Annotated in this window: 19 protein-coding genes; 10 read left to right on the top strand and 9 right to left on the bottom strand. The window is 68.3% G+C overall.

From position 1 onward, the window contains the following. Positions 1–27 precede the first annotated feature (27 nt). From NXI30_09625 to NXI30_09615, 3 genes are read right to left on the bottom strand one after another with little or no spacing between them, the layout of a single operon-like run. A complete protein-coding gene (locus NXI30_09625; GenBank protein ID MCR9094466.1) occupies positions 28–1,290 on the bottom strand; it encodes a glycosyltransferase in 1,263 nt (420 codons plus the stop codon). A 14-nt stretch (positions 1,291–1,304) separates the two neighbouring features. Then, positions 1,305–2,048, bottom strand: coding sequence for a glycosyltransferase family 2 protein (locus NXI30_09620; protein MCR9094465.1), 744 nt, complete (start codon positions 2,046–2,048; stop codon positions 1,305–1,307). Then, a complete protein-coding gene (locus NXI30_09615) occupies positions 2,045–3,766 on the bottom strand; it encodes an alkaline phosphatase family protein (protein ID MCR9094464.1) in 1,722 nt (573 codons plus the stop codon). The genes NXI30_09620 and NXI30_09615 overlap by 4 nt, the downstream gene beginning before the upstream one ends. A gap of 207 nt (positions 3,767–3,973) precedes the next feature. Between NXI30_09615 and NXI30_09610 the strand changes: the two genes are divergently transcribed. Together NXI30_09610 and rplC are read left to right on the top strand one after the other, a co-directional pair. Beyond that, the gene (locus NXI30_09610; protein MCR9094463.1) at positions 3,974–4,390 is read left to right on the top strand and encodes an MAPEG family protein; all 417 of its coding nucleotides are present in this window, start codon (positions 3,974–3,976) and stop codon (positions 4,388–4,390) included. 298 nt (positions 4,391–4,688) lie between these two features. Further along, the gene (gene rplC, locus NXI30_09605; GenBank protein ID MCR9094462.1) at positions 4,689–5,411 is read left to right on the top strand and encodes a 50S ribosomal protein L3; all 723 of its coding nucleotides are present in this window, start codon (positions 4,689–4,691) and stop codon (positions 5,409–5,411) included. 71 nt (positions 5,412–5,482) lie between these two features. On the opposite strand, the gene NXI30_09600 is transcribed toward rplC, so the two are convergent. Further along, positions 5,483–6,040 (bottom strand): carboxymuconolactone decarboxylase family protein, encoded by a 558-nt coding sequence (locus NXI30_09600; GenBank protein ID MCR9094461.1) that lies wholly within the window; start codon positions 6,038–6,040, stop codon positions 5,483–5,485. Between the two features lie 106 nt (positions 6,041–6,146). Between NXI30_09600 and NXI30_09595 the strand changes: the two genes are divergently transcribed. Beyond that, positions 6,147–6,515 carry a helix-turn-helix transcriptional regulator gene (locus tag NXI30_09595; GenBank protein MCR9094460.1) on the top strand — a complete coding sequence of 123 codons (369 nt, stop codon included), beginning with the start codon at positions 6,147–6,149 and terminating at the stop codon, positions 6,513–6,515. Between the two features lie 10 nt (positions 6,516–6,525). Here the strand turns inward: NXI30_09595 and NXI30_09590 are convergent, their stop codons facing one another. Genes NXI30_09590 through NXI30_09575 form a run of 4 tightly spaced genes read right to left on the bottom strand, consistent with a single transcriptional unit; the run spans position 6,526 to position 9,735 of the window. Then, a complete protein-coding gene (locus tag NXI30_09590) occupies positions 6,526–7,149 on the bottom strand; it encodes a hypothetical protein (protein MCR9094459.1) in 624 nt (207 codons plus the stop codon). A 52-nt stretch (positions 7,150–7,201) separates the two neighbouring features. After that, entirely contained in the window at positions 7,202–7,846 is a 645-nt protein-coding gene (locus NXI30_09585; protein MCR9094458.1) for an NIPSNAP family protein, read from the bottom strand. 35 nt (positions 7,847–7,881) lie between these two features. Next, complete coding sequence (locus NXI30_09580) at positions 7,882–8,823, bottom strand: haloalkane dehalogenase (GenBank protein MCR9094457.1); 942 nt, start codon at positions 8,821–8,823, stop codon at positions 7,882–7,884. 6 nt (positions 8,824–8,829) lie between these two features. Then, complete coding sequence (locus NXI30_09575) at positions 8,830–9,735, bottom strand: haloalkane dehalogenase (GenBank protein MCR9094456.1); 906 nt, start codon at positions 9,733–9,735, stop codon at positions 8,830–8,832. A 129-nt stretch (positions 9,736–9,864) separates the two neighbouring features. On the opposite strand from NXI30_09575, the gene NXI30_09570 reads away from it, so the two are divergent. The 5 genes from NXI30_09570 to NXI30_09550 all read left to right on the top strand — a co-directional run bounded on the left by NXI30_09570 (position 9,865) and on the right by NXI30_09550 (position 16,577). Further along, the gene (locus NXI30_09570; protein ID MCR9094455.1) at positions 9,865–11,181 is read left to right on the top strand and encodes a serine/threonine protein phosphatase; all 1,317 of its coding nucleotides are present in this window, start codon (positions 9,865–9,867) and stop codon (positions 11,179–11,181) included. Then, complete coding sequence (locus NXI30_09565; protein MCR9094454.1) at positions 11,178–12,260, top strand: SDR family oxidoreductase; 1,083 nt, start codon at positions 11,178–11,180, stop codon at positions 12,258–12,260. Before NXI30_09570 ends, NXI30_09565 begins: the two co-directional genes overlap by 4 nt. Positions 12,261–12,281: 21 nt before the next feature. Further along, on the top strand, positions 12,282–12,884 hold the full coding sequence (locus tag NXI30_09560; GenBank protein MCR9094453.1) for an RlmE family RNA methyltransferase: 603 nt from the start codon (positions 12,282–12,284) through the stop codon (positions 12,882–12,884). 312 nt (positions 12,885–13,196) lie between these two features. Next, the gene (locus NXI30_09555) at positions 13,197–14,180 is read left to right on the top strand and encodes a hypothetical protein (protein MCR9094452.1); all 984 of its coding nucleotides are present in this window, start codon (positions 13,197–13,199) and stop codon (positions 14,178–14,180) included. Positions 14,181–14,207: 27 nt separating this feature from the next. Beyond that, positions 14,208–16,577: a fatty acid cis/trans isomerase gene (locus NXI30_09550; GenBank protein MCR9094451.1), complete on the top strand. Its 2,370-nt coding sequence runs from the start codon at positions 14,208–14,210 to the stop codon at positions 16,575–16,577. Between the two features lie 36 nt (positions 16,578–16,613). On the opposite strand, the gene NXI30_09545 is transcribed toward NXI30_09550, so the two are convergent. After that, positions 16,614–17,045, bottom strand: coding sequence for a hypothetical protein (locus NXI30_09545; GenBank protein ID MCR9094450.1), 432 nt, complete (start codon positions 17,043–17,045; stop codon positions 16,614–16,616). A gap of 76 nt (positions 17,046–17,121) precedes the next feature. Between NXI30_09545 and NXI30_09540 the strand changes: the two genes are divergently transcribed. Beyond that, positions 17,122–19,251, top strand: a complete 2,130-nt coding sequence (locus NXI30_09540) for a serine/threonine protein kinase (protein ID MCR9094449.1) — start codon at positions 17,122–17,124, stop codon at positions 19,249–19,251. 29 nt (positions 19,252–19,280) lie between these two features. Continuing rightward, positions 19,281–21,515 (top strand): hypothetical protein, encoded by a 2,235-nt coding sequence (locus NXI30_09535; protein ID MCR9094448.1) that lies wholly within the window; start codon positions 19,281–19,283, stop codon positions 21,513–21,515.

Below are 21,515 nucleotides of genomic sequence, written 5' to 3'. Positions count from 1 at the left end.
GCTGTTTCTCTCTTCCAGCGGGTCGGGTCAGGGTCGCCGAGCCGCGATCCGGACCTCTTCGATCAGGCCCAGGGTCTGATCCGCCGTGACCGCCGGGAGGTGCGCGGCCTCGTAGCGAGCGCGGGCATTGACCCCCATTTCGCGTGCCTGCTCCGGGTCGTCCGCGAGCCGGGCGATCGCCTCCGCGAGTCCGTCGACCGGACGCGCCCGGTCCGCGACGCGGACGTTCCGACCGTCCTCGAGGCCCCATTCGCGGTCGTGGAAGGTGATGGCCGGTGTGCCGTTCGCGAGGCTGTTGGCCAGCTTGATCGGGAACCCGCCGACCGCGCGCCGAGGCACGAGCGTCGCGCGAGCGGCGGCCGTCAGCGCCTGCATCTCGGCCTCGCTCGTCACGTGGCGGGGCTCGATCCCGGGCGCCCAGGATCGTCCCGGTGCGTCGACGCTCGAGTCGAAGCTCGCGACGACGATCCGGGGAACGGGTCCTCCACGACTCGCGAGACGGCGTGCGGCGCCCTCGAGCAGTGGGAGCTCCTGGTACGGATCGAGGTTGCCGGAGTACAGGAAGAAAGGCCCGCTGGGCGACGAAGGCGCCGGATCGTGGTCGAAGAAGCGATGTCGGGGGTCCGGCAGGGGCGGCGCGATGATCGCGCCTGGGCGGTCGCTGTACTGTCGCATGACGCGTGACGCGGATTGCGTCAATGCGATCCATCCGTCAGCCCGCCTGGCCAGAAAGCGATCGAGGCTCGAGCCGACGCCGTCGACGAGGTTCTTGACGCTTCGCGTCCAATTCATGACGCGGGTCTCGGAGCCGCTCAAGTCCCTGTTTTTAATGAGCTTGATGTACGCGGACAGCTCGTGACGCAGGAGGGTGTGAACGCAGTAGAGGATCGGAGGCGGCGGTTGCGAACGCATGACGCGCGCCGACAGGGAAATGACGCAGGCTTCGACATTGTGCGTCAACAACGCATCGAATGACGCGTCGGATTCGATTCTTGACGCAATCGCGTCATGCAGGGCGCGGCGCAGGGCCTGGTCGGCGCGAGGCTTCGCGAACGAAGGCCCCGAAGCCGAAGACCGAGGGCGGGCGCTCCGGGGAATCGTGTGGTGGACGAAGCCGTCGAGCGCGCGCCAGCGTTCCGGGTCTTCCGGGGGCGCGTCGTCGCGTCGCCCGTAGGTCAGCAGCTCGACCTCCGCCCCCGCGGCGCGGAGCGCGATCGCCTGCTCCTGGAAGTAGACCTGGGAGCCCTGGTGATGCGGGTAGGGGAAGGCGCCGACGAGAAGCAGCCGCATCGTGGGCGCCCGGGTCAGGGGCGATGCGGCGAGCGGGTCGCCTTGCCGAGGGCACCGTAGAGCTGGACCAGCTCCGCGAGCGCACGGAAGATGACGCGGGGATGGGCGCCGGTCTGGCGTCCGGACTGGCGCGGCAGGTGGGTGACCGGGACCTGGCGAATCCGGAATCCGGCGGCCCGGGCCCGGACCAGGATCTCGGTGTTCACGAAGGCGCCGATCGATTCGATCGGGATCGCATCGAGGACCTCCCGCCGGAAGATCTTGAAGGCGCAATCGATGTCGCGGACCGGGAGATCGAAGAGGGCGCGGACGAGGTCGCCCCAGACCCGGGCGATCACCCGGCGGAGCCACGGATCCCGGCGCGGGGCGCGGTAGCCGGCGACGATCTCGACGTCGTGGGCGTGGACCAGGAGGTCGGCGATCTCGCGCAGGTCGAATTGGAGATCGGCATCGCTGAAGAAGACCAGGTCGCCCCGCGCCTCGCGGAGTCCGGCCCGGAGTGCCGCGCCGTAGCCGAGATTGGTTCCGTGATGAACGCCCCGGATGCGCGGATCGCGGCCCATCCAACGGTCGAGCACCGTCGCGCTCTCGTCCTCGGATCCGTCGTCGACGATCACGATCTCGAAGACCACGCCGAGCTGGTCCCCGATCTTCGTCGCGCTCTCGAGCAGCGTCGGCAGGTTCTCCGCCTCGTTGAAGGCGGGGAAGACGAGAGAGAGCTGGGGCGTGTCGGCGCCAAGCGCGAGCGGCGCGCTCATTCGAGGTACCCCAGCGCGCGAAGGCGCTCCGCGACCATGTCTTCCTCGTCCGGCTCGTAGGCCTGGCGGGGACCCGTCGCGACCGCGTCATCCCCCGCCGCGGCACCCTCCCAGGCTAGGCCCATCGCCCTCGCCAGCCAAGGGGCGACCGCCGAGAGCCGGGTCGGCGGCGCGGGCGGCGTGACGCCCTCGCGCGTCTCGCTGATCCAGATCCCGTTCCCGCGATGGGTGCCGTTCATGCCGCGCCCGCGGCCGCCGCCGTGGTCGTCGGCCTCGAGGACCCGGACGCTCGGAATGCCCTCGCCGTGTCGCTCGCCCTCGGACCACGGGGTCGGGACGAGGGAGAGGCCATGGCCGTTCTCGAGGGCGAGCTCGACGACGATGTCCGGCGCGCGGGTCGCGAAGGGACCGCGGTGGACTTCTTCCCGCTTGAGCGCGCGGCGCACGACCGGCGCGCCGGAGGGCAGCTTCCAGTCGAGAAGGGCTTCGATCACCGAATTGCGAACGTGTTCGTATTCCTCTGGCGGGACGCATCCCCGGGCCTCTCGGCCCGCCAGGTTGATCCAGACGCCCGGATTCGTGTTCGCTTCCTCGGAGAACGCGACCGTGCGGCGCCAGTCGATCCCGCCGAAGCGGGCCCGACTCTCGAGCTCCGCGGCGGCGGCGCGCGCCCGGCGGAAGAGGGCCTGGGCGATCACCGCGGGCAGCCAGGCGAGGGCGGTGTCCCGAGCGCGCCGCGCGAGCCGGTCGACGAAGCGGCCGACCCCCTCGCGCCGGAAGAGGAGACCGCGTTCGGCGAGGTGGCGGTTCAGGTGGACGACCTTGTCCGTCGCCGTGCCCATCCCGTGGTCGGAGACGACGACGCAGAGCGCCTCCGGCGCCGCCGCGCGGAGCTCGCCGCAGGCGTCGTCGAGCCGCCGGTAGACGTCGCGAAGCGCCTCGCGTCTCGCGGGTCCGGCGTCGGGGTCGTGCCGTGGCGACCTCGGATCGTGATCCCGGAAGTAGTGGTGGCCGGCGGTGTCGCTCTCGGAGAAGACGACCATCGTGAGCGTCGGCAGCGCGCCGCCCTTCCGCTGCCGCATCTGCGCGATCGCCTCGAGGGCGAAGTCGCACTTGCGATCGATCCGCGAGAGGAGGGTGCCGACCGCGCGCTCGTGGAAGTCGTCGGCCTTCGCGGTCTCGTCGAGCTCCGGCCGCATCCAGGGCCCGACCTCGTCGGCGATCGCGCGGTAGAGCTCGGGGTCCGAGGCGCTTCGCTCGTCCGTTCCCGTCGAGACCGGCGCATCGAATCCGCAGACGAGCAGTCCGGCGAGCGGCTCCGGCGGATGGGTCGCGGGCATGCCGAGGACGAGGACATCGCCCCCCGCGTCGGACACCCGCGCGAAGATCGAGGGAGCGGCGCGGTCCGTCGCGTTCACGAACTGGAGGCGGTACTGGCCCTCGCGCTTCTGGGTGAAGTCGAAGATCCCGTGCTCCGCGGGCTCGAGACCGGTCATGAAAGAAGACCAGGCGGGGAAGGTGACCGGCGGAATCGTCGAGGGAAGGGAGGCGTACCCGCCCTCCTTCATCCACGCGGCCAGGTTCGGGAGCTCGCCGTCGGCGACCATCGGCTCGATCACGTCGAAGGTCGCGCCGTCGAGGGCGAGGACGAGGACCGGCCGGAGGGGCCGATCGGCGATCTCGGATCGAGGAGGCGAGGGCGCTGCGGGCTGGGACACGGGGGTTCTCGGCCGAGCGGTTCTCGGCGGGGAAGCGGCGGGAAGGGCCCGCCACGCGTTGCTTGATCCTAGCCGATCGACCCCGTCGATCGGGTGAGGGATCCACTCGGAGCCTCGGCGGGTTTCGAGAGCGAGGGTGTGATCGACGCCCGGGTGTTATTCAGTGTGTTCGGATCTGACGCCCCGTCGACTCGAGGAGAATCGAAGATGAATGATGCCGGAATGCTTGCTCCGGTCCTCGCCCTGGTGGGCTGGACCTTCGTGCTCTGGGTGTGGATGTACGTCACGCGCGTGCCCGCCATGCAGCGCGCCGACATCGACGTGGAAGAGTTGTCGCGAACCGGCGCGCCGCTCGTGCTCCCGCCCGAGGTCGCTCGCGTCGCGGACAACTACAACCATCTGCACGAGCAGCCCACGCTCTTCTACGCGGTCGCGCTGTGCGGGCAGCTCGCGGGCGCGACCGATGGGCTGTCGGTCGGACTGGCCTGGGCGTACGTCGGGCTGCGGGTCGTGCACTCGCTGATCCAGGCGACGAAGAACCCGATCATGGTCCGCTTCAGCGTCTTCGCGCTCGCGTCGGCAACGCTCTTCGCGCTGCTGGTCCGCGTCGCGCTCTCGCTCTAGGGAGGCACACACCTCGCTGGCGACGCAATGCGACGCAAATTGGCTTTCTTGTCGTATTCGGAGCGAAGTCGCCCCACCCGATCCCCTGTGGTAAGTTGCCGCGCTCTCGCGACCCGACGGGCTCTCCGGCGTGGTCCCCGAGCGCTGAAAACCGAAGATGCGGCGCGGCCTTCGGCCCGCCTTCCCTCCCGCCAGAGGATCCCCGCGACGAGCGCTGGGTGAGTCGACCAGGGAAGCATCGCCCGCGACGAACGCAGCAACGAACGCGCGTTCCAATCCGGACGAGGAGAACCATCCCATGGCCATCGAACTGCTGTGCAAGAAGCTCGGCATGACCCAGGTCTTCGTCGACTCCGGCGAAGCCGTCCCCGTGACCGTCCTCGAGGCGGGACCCAACGTCGTCGTCCAGAAGAAGACGGCCGACAAGGACGGCTACACCGCCGTCCAGCTCGCCTTCGGCGAGCGCCGCGAGAGCCTCTTCTCCAAGGCCGAGAAGACGCACTTCGAGAAGCACGGCGTCGACGCCCCGAAGCGTCATCTCTCCGAGTGCCGCCTGACCGAGGAAGAAGCGGAAGCCCTCGAAGAAGGGATGGAGATCACCGTCGACATCTTCGGCCCCGGCCAGCGCGTCGACGCCATCGGCACCTCGAAGGGCCGCGGTATGACGGGCGTCGTCAAGCGTCACGGCTTCGCGATCAAGAAGCGCAGCCACGGTACCCACGAGTTCTTCCGACACGGCGGCTCGATCGGCGCCGGCGCGGACCCGGGCAAGGTCATCAAGGGTCTCAAGATGGCCGGTCAGCACGGCAACGCCCGCGTGACCACGCAGAACCTCGAGGTGATTCGCGTGGACAGCGACCGCAACCTCCTGCTCGTGCGCGGCGCCGTCCCCGGACACAAGAACGGCCTCGTCAAGATCCGCACCGCCATCAAGAAGGGCGACCAGGGTCTCGGCACCCCGCCCGGCCAGAAGGTGGGCGGCGACGACGCCGAAGCCCCCGCGGAGGAGGCCGCCGAATAACGTCGGCGCCCCGTTTCACGCGAGTGGATACTGGAGAAGGCCACCGGGGCGACCCGGTGGCCTTTCTTCGTTCAGCGGCCCGCGCGCAGCTCTTCGAAGGTCGCCCCGAACGGCTCGTTCTCGAGGGCGAGTCCGTTACAGAGGAAGCTGACCGTGTGGTAGAAGCCGACGGTGTAGATGAGCTCCTGGAGCTGGAGCTCGTCGTACTCGTCGCGGAGCGCCCGCCAGGTCCCATCGGAGACCGTCGCGTCGTCGTGCAGCTCGTCGACCATCCGCACGAGCAGTGCCTGGCGCGGGTCGAAGGCGGGATCGTCGGCGTCTCCGTCGACCGTCGCGCGCAAGACCTCGTCGCCCAGCTCGAGGGGCCGGCCGAACCCGTTCACGTGCACGCCCCACTCGTACTCCGCGCCGCAGCGCGCGGTCGTCCGGTGGATCACGATCTCGCGATCCCGGATCGGGACCGGGCCGCGGTCGAGCACGCCCGAGCGCATGAAGCGCGGGAGCAGGCGCTCGTTCCGGGCGAGCACCCGGAAGAGGGCCAGGGGCGCCATCCCTTCCGGCATCGCGAGGTCGAAGAGTGCCTGGGTCTCGGGGGAGTAGGGCGGGGCAAGCGGTTCGATTCGAGCCATGGTCGCGGTCTCCGTGGGATGTCGATCGGGCGCGCTACGAAATCAGTAGCGTTTTCGTCGGCGATCATACGCTACGTTTTTCGAAGCGCAAGGACGGGGAGTCGGGATGGCAGCGAGAGCCCGGGCGAAGACGGCGAAGAGCACCGGTAGGGCGGCGAAGAAGACGAAGGCGGTCCGCGGAAGCCGGACCGGGCGACCGATCATGGTCCTCTTCGACCTGCTCGGTCGCCGCTGGACGCTTCGCCTTCTCTGGGAGCTGCGGGCCGGGCCGATGACCTTCCGGCAGCTGCGGGATGCGATGGAGGACGTCTCGCCGAGCGTGCTGAACGAGCGGCTGCGTGCCCTTCGCGACGCGAACCTCGTCGATCGGAGCGAAGGCGAGGGCTACGTCCTGACCGAGCAGGCCCACGCGCTCTCGGAGCACCTGCTGCCCCTCGACGGCTGGGCGCGAAGCTGGGCCCGGGGTCTCCGCTAGCGCTCGGTGTCTACGAGATCGCGAGGTGGAGCAGCGCGGCGATCAGCGCGAGCACGAGCGCGACCCAGACTCGCGGACCCATGAATCCGATCGGGCTCGGCTGGGTCGGGAACGAGAGCGTCTTCGGGATCGCGGCGAACTTGTAGCCGTGACCGCCCTGGAAGCGCGGGTCCACGGCCAGCTTCATCAGGTCGCGCCGGCTCCGGTAACGCATGTAGCCGACGATCGTCCAGTCGGGGTCGGGCTCGACGTTCCAGGAATCCACGTAGGGTCCGACCTTGCGCGCCTGCATGAGCGGGAGTCCGCCGGTCCTGAGGAGCGTCGGCAGGAAGTCAGCCATGTATTCCTGGAGAATCGCGCGCGCCTTCGTCGGGACGCCGGTGTCGGGGTGGGGGACCGGCTCCGGGTGGAGCTTCACCAGGTTGAGCATCACGAACTCCTTCCCGTCGTCCGCTTCGAGGAAGTCGCGCATCTCCTCGAGCGAGCTTGCCTCGCTGATGCTCGAGCGCTCCGCCTGCTTCATGAGCGAATCGATCTCCGCCGCAGTGAGCGGGCGCCTTCGCAGCCCTTCGTACCAGGCCCGGAAGCCGAGATAGAGGAGGAGCGCGCCGCCCCAGATCACGAAGCCGTTCATGTCCGCGGGTCTCCTGTTGCGTCGTCGGGTCGAGCGCTCGGCATGGCTCGACCTAACGAAGCGGCGAGTAGGGCATGACGTGGAGCCGCATCATCTTCTCACGCGGCGCCACCTGTCGGAGGGGTCCGAAGAAGGACTCCTGCTGATCGTCGTTGGGCGCGTATCCGGGCTTGCCGGTATCCGTCGCCCAGAGATCGGTCACGCGGTAGGGGTTGCCGGAGACGTCGCGCAGGGCGGCGATGATCGGGAGATTGCTCGCGGCGGCGCTGAGCATCGCGGTGAAGGGCTCGATCTTCGACGGCGTGACGTCGAGGATCGCGAAGGTGTAGACGCCGACCGGCTTCTCGAGCGAATCCGCGATCGCCTGCCGGAGCTCGTCGGGGGCGACCGGACCGAGGGGCTCGAGGATCTCGACCCGTTGTTCGGGGGCCAGATTCGTCATCTGCGCCACGCCCTCGTTGGCGTCTCCGTCGGTCGCGGCGGACGTTCGGTAGGCCTGGTAGGCGGCGAAGTCGTCGAACTCCGTCAGGTGGATCACCTGGCTGTACCACTCTTCGTGGGCGAAGAAGGCGCCGACGAGCCGCGCGCCGTACCGCTCGTTCGCGGGGACGACGTACTTCTCGACGACGTCGACCACGCGATCGCGAGTCGAGGGGGCAGCGGGGTCGATGTTGTAGCTCTGCTTGACGTAGATCATGGGTCGTCGTGTCCGTTCGGGTCGAGAGGAGAATGCTAGGCGAAGGTCGTCGTCAGCCAATCGACGACGGCCTTCGTATACGCCTCGGGGATGTCTTCCTGGAGGAAGTGGCCACCGCCTTCGAGGATCTGGTGGGGCTGGTCCTTCGCGCCGGGGATCCGCGCGACGAGCGGCTTCCAGCCGTCGGGTGCGATCTGGTCCTGGTCGCTGAAGATCGTGACGAAGGGTCGGTCGAAGGTCTCGACGACCTTCCACGCCTCGAAATTGTCCGGGAGCATCGGATTGTCCGGTCGCGTGGGCAGCAGCGCCGGATAGGCCTGGCTGCCGCGCGCGGGCGACTCGGCGTAGGGCGCGCGATAGCCGGCGACGACGTCCTCCGAGAGCGGCGTGACCGTGACCATCGGGAGCAGCTTCCAGGGCTCCCAGACCGGCGCGGCGGCCGCCATCGCCTGGAAGGCGACGAAGGGGCCGGAGGCTTCGATGTCGTCGGGGAGCGGAATGGAGGGGTCGCGCTCCGGGAAGCCGGTATTCGTGCAGCAGACGCCGGCGACGCGATCGGGCGCGAGGGCGAGCAGACGGCAGCCGAGGATTCCGCCCCAATCCTGGAGGACGAAGACGAAGTCGCGCAGGTCGAGCACGTCGAAGAGGGCGGCGCGCAGCCACTCGACGTGACGCGTGACGGTGTAGTCGTCGAGTTCGGTCGGGCGGTCCGACAGGCCCATGCCGACGTGGTCGACGGCGATCGCGCGGAAGCCCGCGGCCGCGGCGGCCTTCACGGGTTCGCGCCAGATGTAGGTCCAGCCCGGGTTGCCGTGGAGGAAGACGACCGGGCGCCCGTCCCGCGGCCCCTCGTCGACGTAGTGGACCCGGAGCGTCTCGGCGGAGCCGGGCTCGCGCGGAACCGCCGCGTAGTGGCTCTCGAACGGATAGTCCGGGAGCGCGCGGACGGCGGCGTCGGGGGCTTCCTGGATGTCCAAGGGTCGTCAGTCCAGTCCGAAGTGGGCGAGGGCGGCCTTCGCGATCGGGCCGCCGTACTCCTGGATGAAGTGGCCGGCCTCGGGCACGTCGAGGGCCTCCGGGCAGCCCTTGATCATGCTGCGCAGCTCCTCCATCACGTCCTTGCCGAGGACGCCGTCGCGCAGGCCGATCGCCATGAAGCTCTCGCCGGTCCACTCGGTCGACCAGAAGGCGCGGGCGCGCACGTACAGTTCGATGCCGGCCATGCCCGGTTCGACGGGCACGAGCTCAGGGAAGCGGCGAACGCCGGCCTTGTAGGTGTCGTCGGGGTAGGGCGCGTCGTAGGCGATGGCGTCGAGGGGCGAGAAGTCGCCCTTCACGTCGCTCGCGATCAGTCCGGCGACAGGGATGTCCGGCACCGTCGCCGCGAGGGTCCGCCAGTTCAGGAATCCCTGGGAGACGAACTCGCCGATCGGCATCGCGGTGTTCATGACGAGCAGGCGCGTGAACCGATCGCCGCAATCCATCGGGAGGGTCAGGCCGAGCAGCCCGCCCCAGTCCTGGCAGACGAGGGTGACGTTGGTGAGGTCGAGACGCTCGATCAGGGCGAGCAGGCTCCCGCGGTGGAAGTCGATCGAGTAGTCGGCGTCGTTCACCGGCTTGTCGGAGCGGCCGAAGCCGAAGAGGTCCGGGGCGACGACCCGGTGTCCGGCGTCGACGAACTCCTTCAGCATGTGGCGGTAGAGGTAGGACCAGCTCGGCTCGCCGTGCAGACAGAGGAAGGTCGTCTCGGCGTCCGCAGGGCCCTCGTCGTACCAGGCCATGCGCAGGCCTTCGTAGCCCGGCAGGTCTTCGACGTAGTTCGGCGCGTACGGAAAGGCGGGCAGGAACGCGAAGCGCTCGTCCGGCGTGCGCAGGGCTTCGATGGCCATCGGGGGTCCTCCGTCGGGGGCGCAGGTATTGGCACCAATCGTGCCAGATTCTGGGACCGCTGCCACGAAACCCGGGGTCTGCGATCGTTTCGCGGGCCGCGGCGGGTCTCGCGGCGAGGAGGGAAACGGATGCGGCGCTACGGAGCATGGATCGGACTCGTCGGGGTGCTCGTCGCCCTCGGCTGTGCAGGACTGGGCGCGGGGAGCGGCGGCGATCGGTTCACGATCGCGATGATCCCCGACACCCAGAACTACACCGACTACACCCACCAGACGGCCGAGGGCTTCGCGATCGACGCCTCGACGCTCTTTCTGGAACAGATGTCCTGGGTCGCGGACAACGCGCGCACGCGGGGCGGCGACATCGTCTTCGTTGCCAGCGTCGGCGACACCTGGCAGCACCCGACCGAGTCGATCGACGAAGAGCACGCCGCGATGGGCTACTCGCGGGTCCCGAACCCCTACTTCGACGCCCACTTCACGCCGAGCGAGAAGGTCGCGAAGGTCGAGATCCCGACGGCGATCGCGGGCTACCAGCAGGTCGCCGACGCCGGACTGCCCTTCGGCGTGCCGCCGGGCAACCACGACTACGACGCGATGTACAACGTGAACACCCACCCGCCGAACCTGTCGAAGCCGCCGGAGGAGATCACGTTCACGGTCGAGGACCTGGGGCTCCTGCACGTGGGTGGTCTCGGCGGCTTCGTCGGCGCCTTCGGAGCGACCTCTCCCTTCTTCAGAGATGCGCCCTGGTACGTCGCTGCATTCGAAGGCGGGACGAGCAGCGCGCAGATCTTCGAGGCCGGCGGCTATCGCTTCCTCCACCTGGCGCTCGAGATGCAGGCCGGCGACGACGTGCTGGCCTGGGCGCGGCGCGTGATCGCCGACTACCCGGGTATTCCGACCATCGTATCGACCCACGACTACCTGAGTCCGAAAGCCACCCGGATCTCCGGCGGCTTCCTCGACTTCACGCTCGTGGACGCGGAGAACCACAACACGCCGCAGCAGATGTTCGAGAAGCTGATCGCGCTCGAGTCGCAGATCTTCCTCGTGCTCTGCGGCCACTACCACGGGCAGGCGTATCTCCGCGAGGCCAACGTCGCGGGATTCGACGTGCACACGGTCCTGGCCGACTACCAGGATCGGGGGCAGGTCGGCCTCGACGCGGGTCAGCCGCGGGATCCGCAGCGGGGTGGGCCGGTCGGTCTCGGGGACGGCTGGCTGCGACTCCTCGAGTTCGACACGACGGTCGATCCGCCGACGATCGCGATGCGGACGTATTCGACCCATTACGGGAAGCACGCGAGCGAGATGCCCGACTACGTGGCGTGGTACCGCGATCACGAGCAGAAGGGCATGAGCGACGAGGACTTCATGGCGGCGGAGGAGTACGAGATCGTGCTCACCGATTTTCGCGAGCGCTTCGGGGCGCCGGCGCCTTGAGCCGGCCGCGACGCGTCCTCGTCGTCGGGGCCAGCGGAATCGTCGGGCGCGCCGCGTTTGAACACTTCGCGACGGCGGGATGGGAGGCGTACGGCGTATCGCGCCGCGCACCGGATCTCTCGGTCGGCCGCCACGTCCCGCTCGATCTTCTGGACGAAGCGGCCTGTCGCGAAGGCCTGGCCGCGCTTCCGCCGATCACCCACGTCGTCTTCGCGGCGCTCCAGGAGAAGGAGGGATTGGTCGGAGGTTGGTTCGATCCGGACCAGATGGAGATCAACCGACGAATGCTCGAGAACCTGCTCGCCGGGGTCGAAGCCGGCGGGGGCCTCGAGCACGTTTCGCTCCTGCAGGGCACGAAGGCGTATGGCGCGCACGTGGGAGGCATGCGCGTGCCCGGTCGCGAGCGCGAGCCGCGACACGAGCACGCCAATTTCTACTGGCTGCAGGAGGACCTGTTGCGGGAGCGGGCGGCCGCTGCGGGGTATGCATGGACGGTCTGGCGCCCGCCGGTCATCTACGGCCACGCGTTCGGTGCCCCCATGAATCCGATTGCACCGCTCGCGACCTTCGCCGCGATCGCGAAGCACGAAGGGCGCGGGCTGTGCTGGCCGGGGGGACGGACTGGACCCGTCGATGCGATGGATGCGCGGCTCCTCGCGCGGGCGCTCGAGTGGGGCGCTTCGAACGAAGCGGCGCGAAACGAAGTGTTCAACGTCTCGAACGGCGACGTGTTCGTCTGGGAGAACGTGTGGGCGCGACTCGCGGAGGCCTTCGGCATGGAGGTCGGCGAGCCGTCGCCGGAGAAGCTCGCGGAGACGATGCCCGCGAAGGCGGACGTGTGGGACGCGATCGTCGCGAAGCACGGGCTGCGCGCGCCGGGACTCATGGAGTTCGTCGGCGACTCGTTCGTCTATGCCGACCTCCACTTCGGCTTCGGTCGCGAACACCCGGCGCCACCCAACATGCTCTCGACCATCAAGCTGCGTCAGGCCGGCTTCGACGAGTGTCTCGACTCCGAAGACATGCTCGTCGGGTGGATCGAGTGGATGCAGCGGAAGAAGCTGATTCCGCGGGCTTGATCCGATAGCCTCCCGCCGCCCATGGCCCGCTACCAACGCAAAGACCACCTCCACCAGAAGGCCAAGAAGGAGGGACTGCGCTCGCGCGCCGCCTACAAGCTCGAGGAGATCCAGAAGCAGTTCCGGATCCTCGAGAAGGGCCATCGCGTGCTGGATCTCGGCTGCTGGCCGGGCGGATGGATGGAGGTCGCGGTCCGGCTCGTCGGCGGGAACGGCGTCGTCGTGGGCATCGACCTCGCGGAGGTCGACCCTCCGCTCCCGCAGCCGAACGCCAAGGCGCTCGTCGGCGACCTCGAAGCCGAGGACACGCCGGCGCGCCTGCTCGAAGCGATCGGCGGCGAGCCCGCCGACGTCGTGCTCTCGGACGCGGCGCCGAAGCTCACGGGCGTGCGCGAGACGGATCGGGCGAACGAGGAGCGCCTGCTCGAGGCGATCGAGTCGCTGCTTCCGAAGGTCCTCGCCCCGGGCGGGTCCTTCGTCGTCAAGGTGCTCGAAGGGCCCGAGGCCCAGACGATCGTGAAGCGCGTCCAGGACTCGTTCGCGAAGGCGAAGACCGTGAAGCTCCAGTCGACGCGCAAGGGGAGTACGGAGAAGTACCTCGTGGCGCGCGGCTTCCGGGGCTGACGCGAAGCGGCGACCGATGCACCCCGGCATTCCCGAGGGCGCAGCTGCGGTGCAGAATCGCCCGACCGGCTCGTCGTCGACCCGCTTCGCGACGGCGGCGAGCTCGCGTCCGCGCTGCTCGATCCCGTCTGCTCGGGCGCGGGCGCGACGGGGCCACCCACGGTGCCGTGCACGCCGACGCGCGGACGCAATATCGCGATCGGGACGCTGTCGATTCCGGAGCCCACGGGAGCGACGCCGATCGCCCTGTCCGTCGGGCTGCTCTTCGCGTTCAGGCGATCGACGGACGGACACGGCTGCTAGATTGGCTGCGTGAAGACCTTCGCCCGATCCCTCTTCATCGCGTGTCTGCTGTCCCCGGCCGTGGTCGGGTCGTCGCAAGCGGAGCCACGAAGCGCCGGGCAGCTCGCGCAGGAAATCGGGCTCTCGACGGCGGCGATCGAACGCGTGATCGCCGGCGAGATCGTCGCCGAGGAGCTGGCGGCATCCAGCGAGAAAGACCTGGCGTTGGCGCTGGTCGCTCGGCTCGACGCGCCCGTCGGTGCGGTCACCGAGTTCCTCGACGCGAAGCGCATGGCCGAGGTCCAGACCTTCACGCTGTCGAGCGGAACGATCGATCCCGCGCGTCCTTCGCTCGCGAACCTGGAGCTTCCCGACGAAAGCCTCGCGAAGCTGGTTCGACGGCCTGCAGATACGTTCCATCTCTCGGAGGCGGAGGCGCGCCGGATCGAGGCGGCCGCCGAACGAGGGGCGGAGGCGGCGCTCGACGCCTATCGAAGTGCCCTCGCGGAGCGGGCCGCCGCCTACTGGAAGCGAGGACTCTCGGGAATCGAATCCTATGCGGGCAGCGATCGCTCTCCGAAGCTCGACCTCGCGCACGCGAACGCGGCGATCCGCGAGCTGACCCGCGATCCCGTCTTCGACGCCGAGCTCGAAACGATTCCGTCGAAGAGTCCTGGCAAGGCTCGTCACGTGCTGTCCTGGGCCGTCTCGAAGGGACGCGACTTCGCTGCGCCGGTCCTGATCCACCGGATCTTCTATCTGGAGGCGGGGGCGGGCGAGATCGTCGTCGAGCGGCGCTTTTACTCCGGCCATGACTACGACGCCCTTCAGATCGTGGTGGGTGTCCTCCCGACGCCGGAGACGTGGTCCGCGATCTTCTATACGAATCACACCTACACGGCCCAGGTGACCGGCATCGGGGGTGGGGCCAAGCGGTCGATCGGCCGCAAGCTCCTCCGCCAGGAGCTCGTCGCCGAGCTCGAACGAGCGCGCGAGGCGATCGCCGGTCGCTGAGAAGGCGGCGGGTCAGCCGGGAGAATCATGCTGAGAATCGTCATCGCCCTCGCCTGCTCGTTTCTGCTCGGACTCGCCTGCGTACCGTCTCCCGAAGGCCTTCCCGAGCCCGCCCAGCTCGCGCGTCCGGTCACTTTTCTCGACGACGTGAAGCCGGTGCTCGACACCCGCTGCGTCGTCTGCCACTCCTGCTACAACGCGGCCTGCCAGCTCAAGCTGAGCTCCTTCGAGGGAGCGGAGCGCGGGGGAACCAAGGAAAAGGTCTACTCGAGCTCGCGCCTCGGGCGGGCGGAACCGACGCGACTGTTCACGGACGCCCCGACCACGGACGCCTGGCGCGCGAGAGGCTTCCACAGCGTGCTCCAGAATCGCGCTCAGGGTCCGCGAAACGACGCGCTCCTCTTCATGTTCCTCGAGGCGAAGCGCCGCGATCCCGTTCCCCGCGGCGAGTACCGGCCCGAGGCCTCGGATCTCTCGTGCCCGTCGAGTCCGCGGGAGGCGGGGGTCTTCCTGGCGCTCCACCCCGACCGCGGGATGCCCTTCGGCTTCCCCGCGCTGTCGGACGAAGAGTACGGCGTGCTCGCGTCCTGGGTGGCGCAGGGGACGCCGGGTCCGACGCCGCAGGAGCAGGTCGCGCTCGTGACGCCGGGCGCCGCGGACGCGCGCGCGATCACGGAGTGGGAGTCGTTCCTCAATCGGCCCGACGCCAAGCACGTGATGACGGCTCGCTATCTCTACGAGCACCTCTTCCTGGCGCACCTTCGCTTCGCCGACTCGGACTCCGAGGACTTCTACGAGATCGTTCGCTCGACGTCCGGTCCGGGCGAGCCGATCGCCGTCATCGCGAGCGTACGACCCTACGACGATCCGGGCGTCGACCGCGTCTTCTACCGCTTCCGGAAGATCCATTCGACCCTCGTCCACAAGACGCACATGGTCGTGGAGCTCGACGAAGCGCGGCTGGCTCGATACCGCGAGCTGTTCATCGAGCCGGAATGGCTCGCGCCGCCGCGTGTGTTGCCGCACTCGGAAGTCGTCGACGCGAATCCCTTCGTCGTCTATGCGCAGATCCCGCCGCGTTCCCGCTACGCCTTCCTGCTGGACCACGCGCAGTACTTCATCCAGAGCTTCATGCAGGGGCCGGTCTGCAAGGGACAGGTCGCGCTGAACGTCATCCACGACCACTTCTGGGTCTTCTTCATGGACCCGGACGCCGACCTCGTCGTCCAGAACCCGGCGTTCCTGGCCGAGCAGGCGGGCAATCTACGACTGCCGAACGAGTTCGGCAGCGAGGGCCGGATCGTCGAGACCTTCAGCGACGACTACCGCGAGCGCTATCGCGCGTTCTACGACGCCAAGATGCGGCTCTACGACGAGCAGCGCCCGGAGGGTCTGGCGATCGATTCGGTGTGGCGCGGACGTGTGCCCGAGGACAGTCCGCTGCTCACGGTCTACCGGCACTTCGACAGCGCTTCGCTCCATCGCGGGCCGCTCGGCGATCTGCCCCGCACGCTCTGGGTGATCGACTTCACCCAGCTCGAGCGGATCTACTACGCGCTGGTCGCCGGGTTCGACGTCTACGGAAACGTCGCGCACCAGGTGAACGTCCGCCGCTACATGGACTTCCTCCGCGTCGAAGGGGAGCTCAACTTCGTGCAGCTGCTCCCGCAGCCGGTCCGCGAGCCGATGATCCGATCCTGGTACGTCGGCGACGACGATCTGGAGGAGACCCGAGCGCAGGAGATCCTGAACGCGCGGCGACCCACGCGCGTCGGCTACGAAACGGACGAACCCAAGCGTGAGCTCGTCGAACGCCTGGTCGACGATCATCTCCTCGACTCGCTGGGGATCGAATTCGACCCGCTCAACTACCGGCGGCACGGAGGGACGGTCCCGATGCCGACCGCCTTCGAGACCCACGAGGACGTCCTCGACGGCTTCCGGGCGTTGACCGCGCCCGGCACGGGCTTCATTCGCGAGGTGAACGAGTCGGAAGCGAACGTGCTGTGGGTGCGGGTTCGCGACTACCGCGGATCGGACCGGTTCATCTCGATCGTGATCAACCGCTGGCACGACAACGTGAGCTCGCTCTTCCTCGAGAACTTCTTCCTCGACGCTTCGAAGGACACGATGGACTTCCACGCGGGACCGATCGGGTCCTACCCGAACTACTTCCTCGACGTGTCCGCCGAGCACCTGCCCGACTTCTTCGACGTGCTCGCGAACTTCGACGGTTCCGAGGCGTACCGAAAGAAGTTCGATCGCTTCGGGGTGAGCCGCGCGGATCCGCGCTTCTGGTCCCTCTACGACTGGTTCCAGGCGCGCGCCGACGAGGCCAACGGGATCCACGCCGGGATCTACGATCTGAATCGCTACTACCCGGAGGCGCAGCGGTAGCGTTCCGCAGCGGCGGTCTCCTTCGGGCGCCGAGGATCAGAAGATCGGCTTCCTCGACCACTCCGGCGACGGGAATACGGGAATGATGAGGAAGCGCACCTGCCATCGCGGCCCGAAGTCGTCGTCGGTCACGGCGTAGTAGTAGGTCTCGACGCCGAGCTTGACCGGCAGAGGCCCGATCATGAACAGCGAGTCGCCGCCGATTCCGATCGGCAGGCTCAGTTGCTCGGTCTTCCAGTTGTACCGCCAGTTGGGCGCCATCCCGATGTTCGTCTTGGGGGAGAGTCGATACCGGATGACCGGCTGTACGTCGGTCAGGTTGACGCCGGGCCGATCGATGCTGACCGATCCAAGCGGTGTGTCGATGTCGAGGTTGCTCTCGCCCGAGAAGGACCACCAGTGCTGGCCGATCACGAGGAAGAGCAGCCCGACGGGATTTCCCTCGAGGAAAGCGCGCACGGTTTCCATGCAGCGAAAGCTAGCAGCGCATCTGCTGGCATCTCCCGATCGGTTCCACCTCGCAGCGGCTAGACTTTGCGGTCCCATGTCTCGCCTACTGCTTCGCCACGCATGGATTCTGCCCCTCTCGTTCGCGCTGCTCCTCGGCGGCTCGGGCTACCTGATCTTTCGCGGCCTCTGGACCACCGAGATGGAGGAGCTCGAATCCAAGCTCGTCGCGAGCCGCGATACCACGGCGTACGCCCTCGAGATCTGGGCAGAAGAGAAGAAGATCTACGTCGAGCTGCTCGTGGACCAGCCCGTCGTACGAGAAGCGGCGGTCGAGCTCCTGCGGATCGGACGAACGGGGCCGGATGCTCGTCGGGCGTTGCTGTCGTCGCCGGCGCAGGCCGTCCTGGCCGCCGAGCTGCGTTCTTCCAACCCGCGTCGGGATCACCCCGGCTACGCCGTCGTCGGTCTCGACGGCCGTTTCGTCGCCCACGACGAGACGGACTGGGTCGGCTCGTTCGATCCGGGACTGCCCCCGATCGTCGCCCCGATCTTCCAGGGACGGACGATCCTGACCCGCCCCGTGCTGATCGAGGTCGACGCGCCTCTTCCTCCGAGTGACGAAACCGACGACGACGAGTTGTTGCCGAAGCGGCTGGGACGCTCGATGCTCGCAGGCGCGCCGATTCGCGACGACGCGGGGAACGTCGTCGGCGCGATCGGATACCGGATCGATCCTGGCGCCGAGTTCGATCAACTCTTTCGGACGGCACGCCTGGCGGGATCGGGCGAGACCTACGTCTTCGACCGCGACGGGCAGCTCCTGACGCCCAGCCGCTTCGAGGAAGCGCTCTACGGGCTGGGGCTGCTCGAACAAGGTCGGCCCTCGGTCATGAACGTGCAGGTCCGCGATCCCGGCGGCGACCTGACGGATGGGTTCGTTCCCGAACGGTCCGTCGCCGCGCGGCCCTTCACGAAGTCCGCCGCAGGCGCGATCGCTGGCGAGAGCGGCGTGGACACGGACGGATATCGCGACTACCGCGGCGTCGAAGTCGTGGGCGCCTGGACGTGGCTCCCGAGTCTCGGCTTCGGCCTCGCGAGCGAGGTCGACTGGAACGAGGCGTACGCCTCGGTGCTCGCGGTCCGTCGATCCTTCGTCGCAGTGATGGGGCTCCTGCTCCTCTCTTCGACGGCGCTCTTCTTCTACGCGATGTGGGGTCGCCGTCTGGGTCGCGAGGCCGATGCAGTCCGTCGTCTGGGACGCTTCGAGATCGAGTCCCGGATCGGGAAGGGTGGAATGGGCACGGTGTACCTCGCCCGCCACTCCCTGCTCCGACGTCCGACCGCCATCAAGGTGTTGAATACGGAGCGGGCGGGAAAGGACGGAATAGAGCGCTTCAAACGCGAAGTGCGCACCTCGGCGGCCCTGATGCATCCGAACACGATCGAGATCTACGACTACGGTCACGCGTCGGACGGCACCTTCTACTACGCGATGGAGTACGTCGAAGGATGCACCCTCGCCGAGATCTCGAAGCAGGAGGGTCCCCTTCCCGAGAGGCGCGTCCTGCACGTAATGGAGCAGATCTGCGGTTCGATTGCCGAGGCACACGCCGCGGGCCTGATCCATCGGGACATCAAACCATCGAACGTGATGCTCTGCGTTCGGGGTGGACTCCACGACTTCGCGAAGGTGCTCGACTTCGGGCTCGTTCGTCCGATCGAGCAGCCGAAGGATGCGGCGCTGACCGATGCGACCGCGCTCACGGGTACGCCCCTCTTCATGCCGCCCGAGGCCGTACGATCTTCCGAGGCATTCGATACACGTTCGGACGTCTATCAGCTGGGACTCGTCGCGTACACGCTGCTCACGGGTACGCCGCCTTTATCCGCGGAGTCGCCGATGGAGGTGATGATCAAGCACGTCCACGAGACGCCTCGCCCGCCCTCGGAGGCGCTCGGTCGAACCGTGTCGTCCTCGCTCGAGAAGCTGATCCTCGATTGCCTCGCGAAGGAGCCGGAGCGTCGTCCGTCGGACGCGGGAGTTCTCCTTGCTCGCTTCAAGGAGTGTGTCGTCCTCGAAGACTGGACCTCAGAGGACGCTCGCCTCTGGTGGCAGGTCTGGAAGGAGCGGGAAGCGGCCAAGCGGATCGAACGCGAGACGGGGACGAGCACGGGAACGTTGCCTACCGGGATCGAGCTCGCGGAGCGGACCCCCGCCTCGTGAGATCGAGCGGGCCGGGGTAGGCTCGTGCCATGCCGACATCACGGGGAGAGAGCGGCGCCATTCTCGCGGCGGCAGGAGCCCTCGTTCTGGTGGCCGTGCACGTCGCGGGCAAGGCCGTACGCGACACGCTCTTCCTTTCGAGCTTCGAAGTCACCGACCTGCCGAAGATGATGATCGCGGGCTCGGCGGCTTCGCTCCTCGCGGCGATCGCCGTTTCCCGTTTCCTCTCCCGTTTCAGCCCCGCGCGAACGGTCCCCCTCACGGTCTCGCTTTCGGCGGGATTGCTCTTCGGCGAGTGGCTGCTCGTGCGCGCGTCGCCGGGGCTCGGCGCGATCGCCGTCTACCTCCATCTGACGTCGCTCTCCCTCGTTCTCTTCAGCGGCTTCTGGTCCCTCGTGAATGAGCGCTTCGACCCCTACACGGCGAAGGCGATCGTGCCTCGGATCAGCGGTTTCGGTGCCCTGGGAGGCGTACTCGGAGGCACGGTCGCGGCCGAGATCGCGCCCCGGGTGGGCATCGAGCAGATGCTCACTGGCTTCGCGGTGTTCCACCTGCTGGCCGCCTTCGTGATCTTCCGTCTGGGGCGGCCGATGCTCGGGGCCCCCGCTCCCTCGGCCGAGACGGACGATCGCGACGAGGACTCGCGCGGATGGCGGTCCAACGCGCTGATTCTGCGGATGGCGATGCTCGTCGCTGCGATCGAGGGGACGGAGAAGCTGATCGACTACGCGTTCAAGGCCGCGGCGGCCGATGCCTATGCGAGCGAGACGGACCTCGTCCGCTTCTTCGCAGTCTTCTACACGGTCGCGAACGTGACGGCCTTCGTCCTTCAGACGAGCGTCGGTCCGAAGCTGCTCCGCAAGCTCGGCGTCGGGGGAACCCTCGCACTGGCTCCTGCACTGGTCGCCGCGACGAGCGCGGGCGCTGCGGCGTTCCATCAACTCGCGACCGCGACCCTCGCACGGGCTTCGACCAGCGTGCTGGGAACGTCCCTCTTCAAGGCGAGCTTCGAACTTCTCTGGACGCCGGTGCCGGCACAGGACAAGCGCCGAGCGAAGATCTACGTCGACGTCGGCGCCAGCGGTCTGGGGGAGCTGATCGGCAGCGGTCTCGTGCTCTTCCTGGTCGCCTGGATCAGCGATGCGCCGACGTCGGTGATGCTGTCCCTCGCTGCCGCGCTCTCGCTGGTTTCGTTGTTGCTCGTCCTGCGGTTGCACGCTGGCTACGTGTCGCAGCTCGCCACGAATCTCCGCGAAGGCGGGCGGGTCGGCGACGAGTTCGGAGCGCCGTTGCCGAGAGAGCCGGATACGCTCGTCGACAGTCGCGTGACGATCGATCGAGCCGAGCTGATCGCGCGTCTGCACGAGCTCGATCTGGCCAAGGAGGCGGCTCGCGACGGGGTCGACGGTGCGTCGGAGTCGGAGACGCGGAGGGGGGACCCGGTCGCGCCCCTGGTCAGCGAGCTCGAGTCCGCGGATCCGGAACGGATTCGGGCGGCGCTCTCCGAGGCGGAAGCGCGCGTCGAGCTGGTGCCGCTCGTCATCCCCATGCTGGGTCGGCCCACGGTCGCCGAGGAGGCCCTGTCGTTTCTTCGTGGCTTCGGCGATCGGATCACGGGCCAGCTCGTCGATGCGTTGCTCGACGCCGAGCAGGAGGCGCTGGTTCGTCGCCGGATTCCGGGCGTTCTGGAGGCGTCGCCTGGGGAGCGTGTGCTTCTGGGCCTTTCGCTCGGCTTCGGCGATCCGGACTTCGACGTCGAGCTCGAGTGCGTCCGTTCGGCCCTTCGCGTGGTCGAAGCCACCGAACAGACGCCGGACCGTGAGGACGTCTTCGAGGTGGTCGAGCGGACCCTCGCCGTCGATCCCTGGAAATGGGACCAGCGAGGGCGGCGCCGTGGACAGACCCGCGACGAGTCGGTGCTGCTCGAAGCGAAGGAGCTCGTCCACATCGACCGAAACCTGGAGCTCGTCTTCACCGCCCTGGCGGCGCTCTTCGGCCACGAACTGATGGCGTCGACGCTCCGCGCGATCTACTTCGGCGACCCGAATGCGCGCGGAACCGCCCTGGAATACCTGCAGTCGACGCTGCCCGAACGGATCAGGAAGCCACTCTTCGCTCGAATCCCGGGCGGCGACACGGCGAAGGTCGTTCGTGGTCGCTCGACGGAGCTGGCGGAGACGCTTGGAGGCTCGTCTTCGACGACGCCCCGGTTCGATCGGAGCGTCGACGAGCTCGACGAACAGGACGAGTCGTTCGAGGAGTGA

Source organism: bacterium, from assembly GCA_024742285.1.
Classification (GTDB): Bacteria; Myxococcota_A; UBA9160; order UBA9160; family UBA4427; genus UBA4427.
This window is presented reverse-complemented; position numbering and strand designations above follow the sequence as displayed.

Coding starts and splice junctions, on each gene's coding strand:
- NXI30_09625 (MCR9094466.1), bottom strand. CDS start 1,290: ATGCGGCTGCTTCTCGTCGGCGCCTTCCCCTACCCGCATCACCAGGGC.
- NXI30_09620 (MCR9094465.1), bottom strand. CDS start 2,048: ATGAGCGCGCCGCTCGCGCTTGGCGCCGACACGCCCCAGCTCTCTCTC.
- NXI30_09610 (MCR9094463.1), top strand. CDS start 3,974: ATGAATGATGCCGGAATGCTTGCTCCGGTCCTCGCCCTGGTGGGCTGG.
- rplC (MCR9094462.1), top strand. CDS start 4,689: ATGGCCATCGAACTGCTGTGCAAGAAGCTCGGCATGACCCAGGTCTTC.
- NXI30_09600 (MCR9094461.1), bottom strand. CDS start 6,040: ATGGCTCGAATCGAACCGCTTGCCCCGCCCTACTCCCCCGAGACCCAG.
- NXI30_09595 (MCR9094460.1), top strand. CDS start 6,147: ATGGCAGCGAGAGCCCGGGCGAAGACGGCGAAGAGCACCGGTAGGGCG.
- NXI30_09590 (MCR9094459.1), bottom strand. CDS start 7,149: ATGAACGGCTTCGTGATCTGGGGCGGCGCGCTCCTCCTCTATCTCGGC.
- NXI30_09585 (MCR9094458.1), bottom strand. CDS start 7,846: ATGATCTACGTCAAGCAGAGCTACAACATCGACCCCGCTGCCCCCTCG.
- NXI30_09575 (MCR9094456.1), bottom strand. CDS start 9,735: ATGGCCATCGAAGCCCTGCGCACGCCGGACGAGCGCTTCGCGTTCCTG.
- NXI30_09570 (MCR9094455.1), top strand. CDS start 9,865: ATGCGGCGCTACGGAGCATGGATCGGACTCGTCGGGGTGCTCGTCGCC.
- NXI30_09560 (MCR9094453.1), top strand. CDS start 12,282: ATGGCCCGCTACCAACGCAAAGACCACCTCCACCAGAAGGCCAAGAAG.
- NXI30_09550 (MCR9094451.1), top strand. CDS start 14,208: ATGCTGAGAATCGTCATCGCCCTCGCCTGCTCGTTTCTGCTCGGACTC.
- NXI30_09545 (MCR9094450.1), bottom strand. CDS start 17,045: ATGGAAACCGTGCGCGCTTTCCTCGAGGGAAATCCCGTCGGGCTGCTC.
- NXI30_09540 (MCR9094449.1), top strand. CDS start 17,122: ATGTCTCGCCTACTGCTTCGCCACGCATGGATTCTGCCCCTCTCGTTC.
- NXI30_09535 (MCR9094448.1), top strand. CDS start 19,281: ATGCCGACATCACGGGGAGAGAGCGGCGCCATTCTCGCGGCGGCAGGA.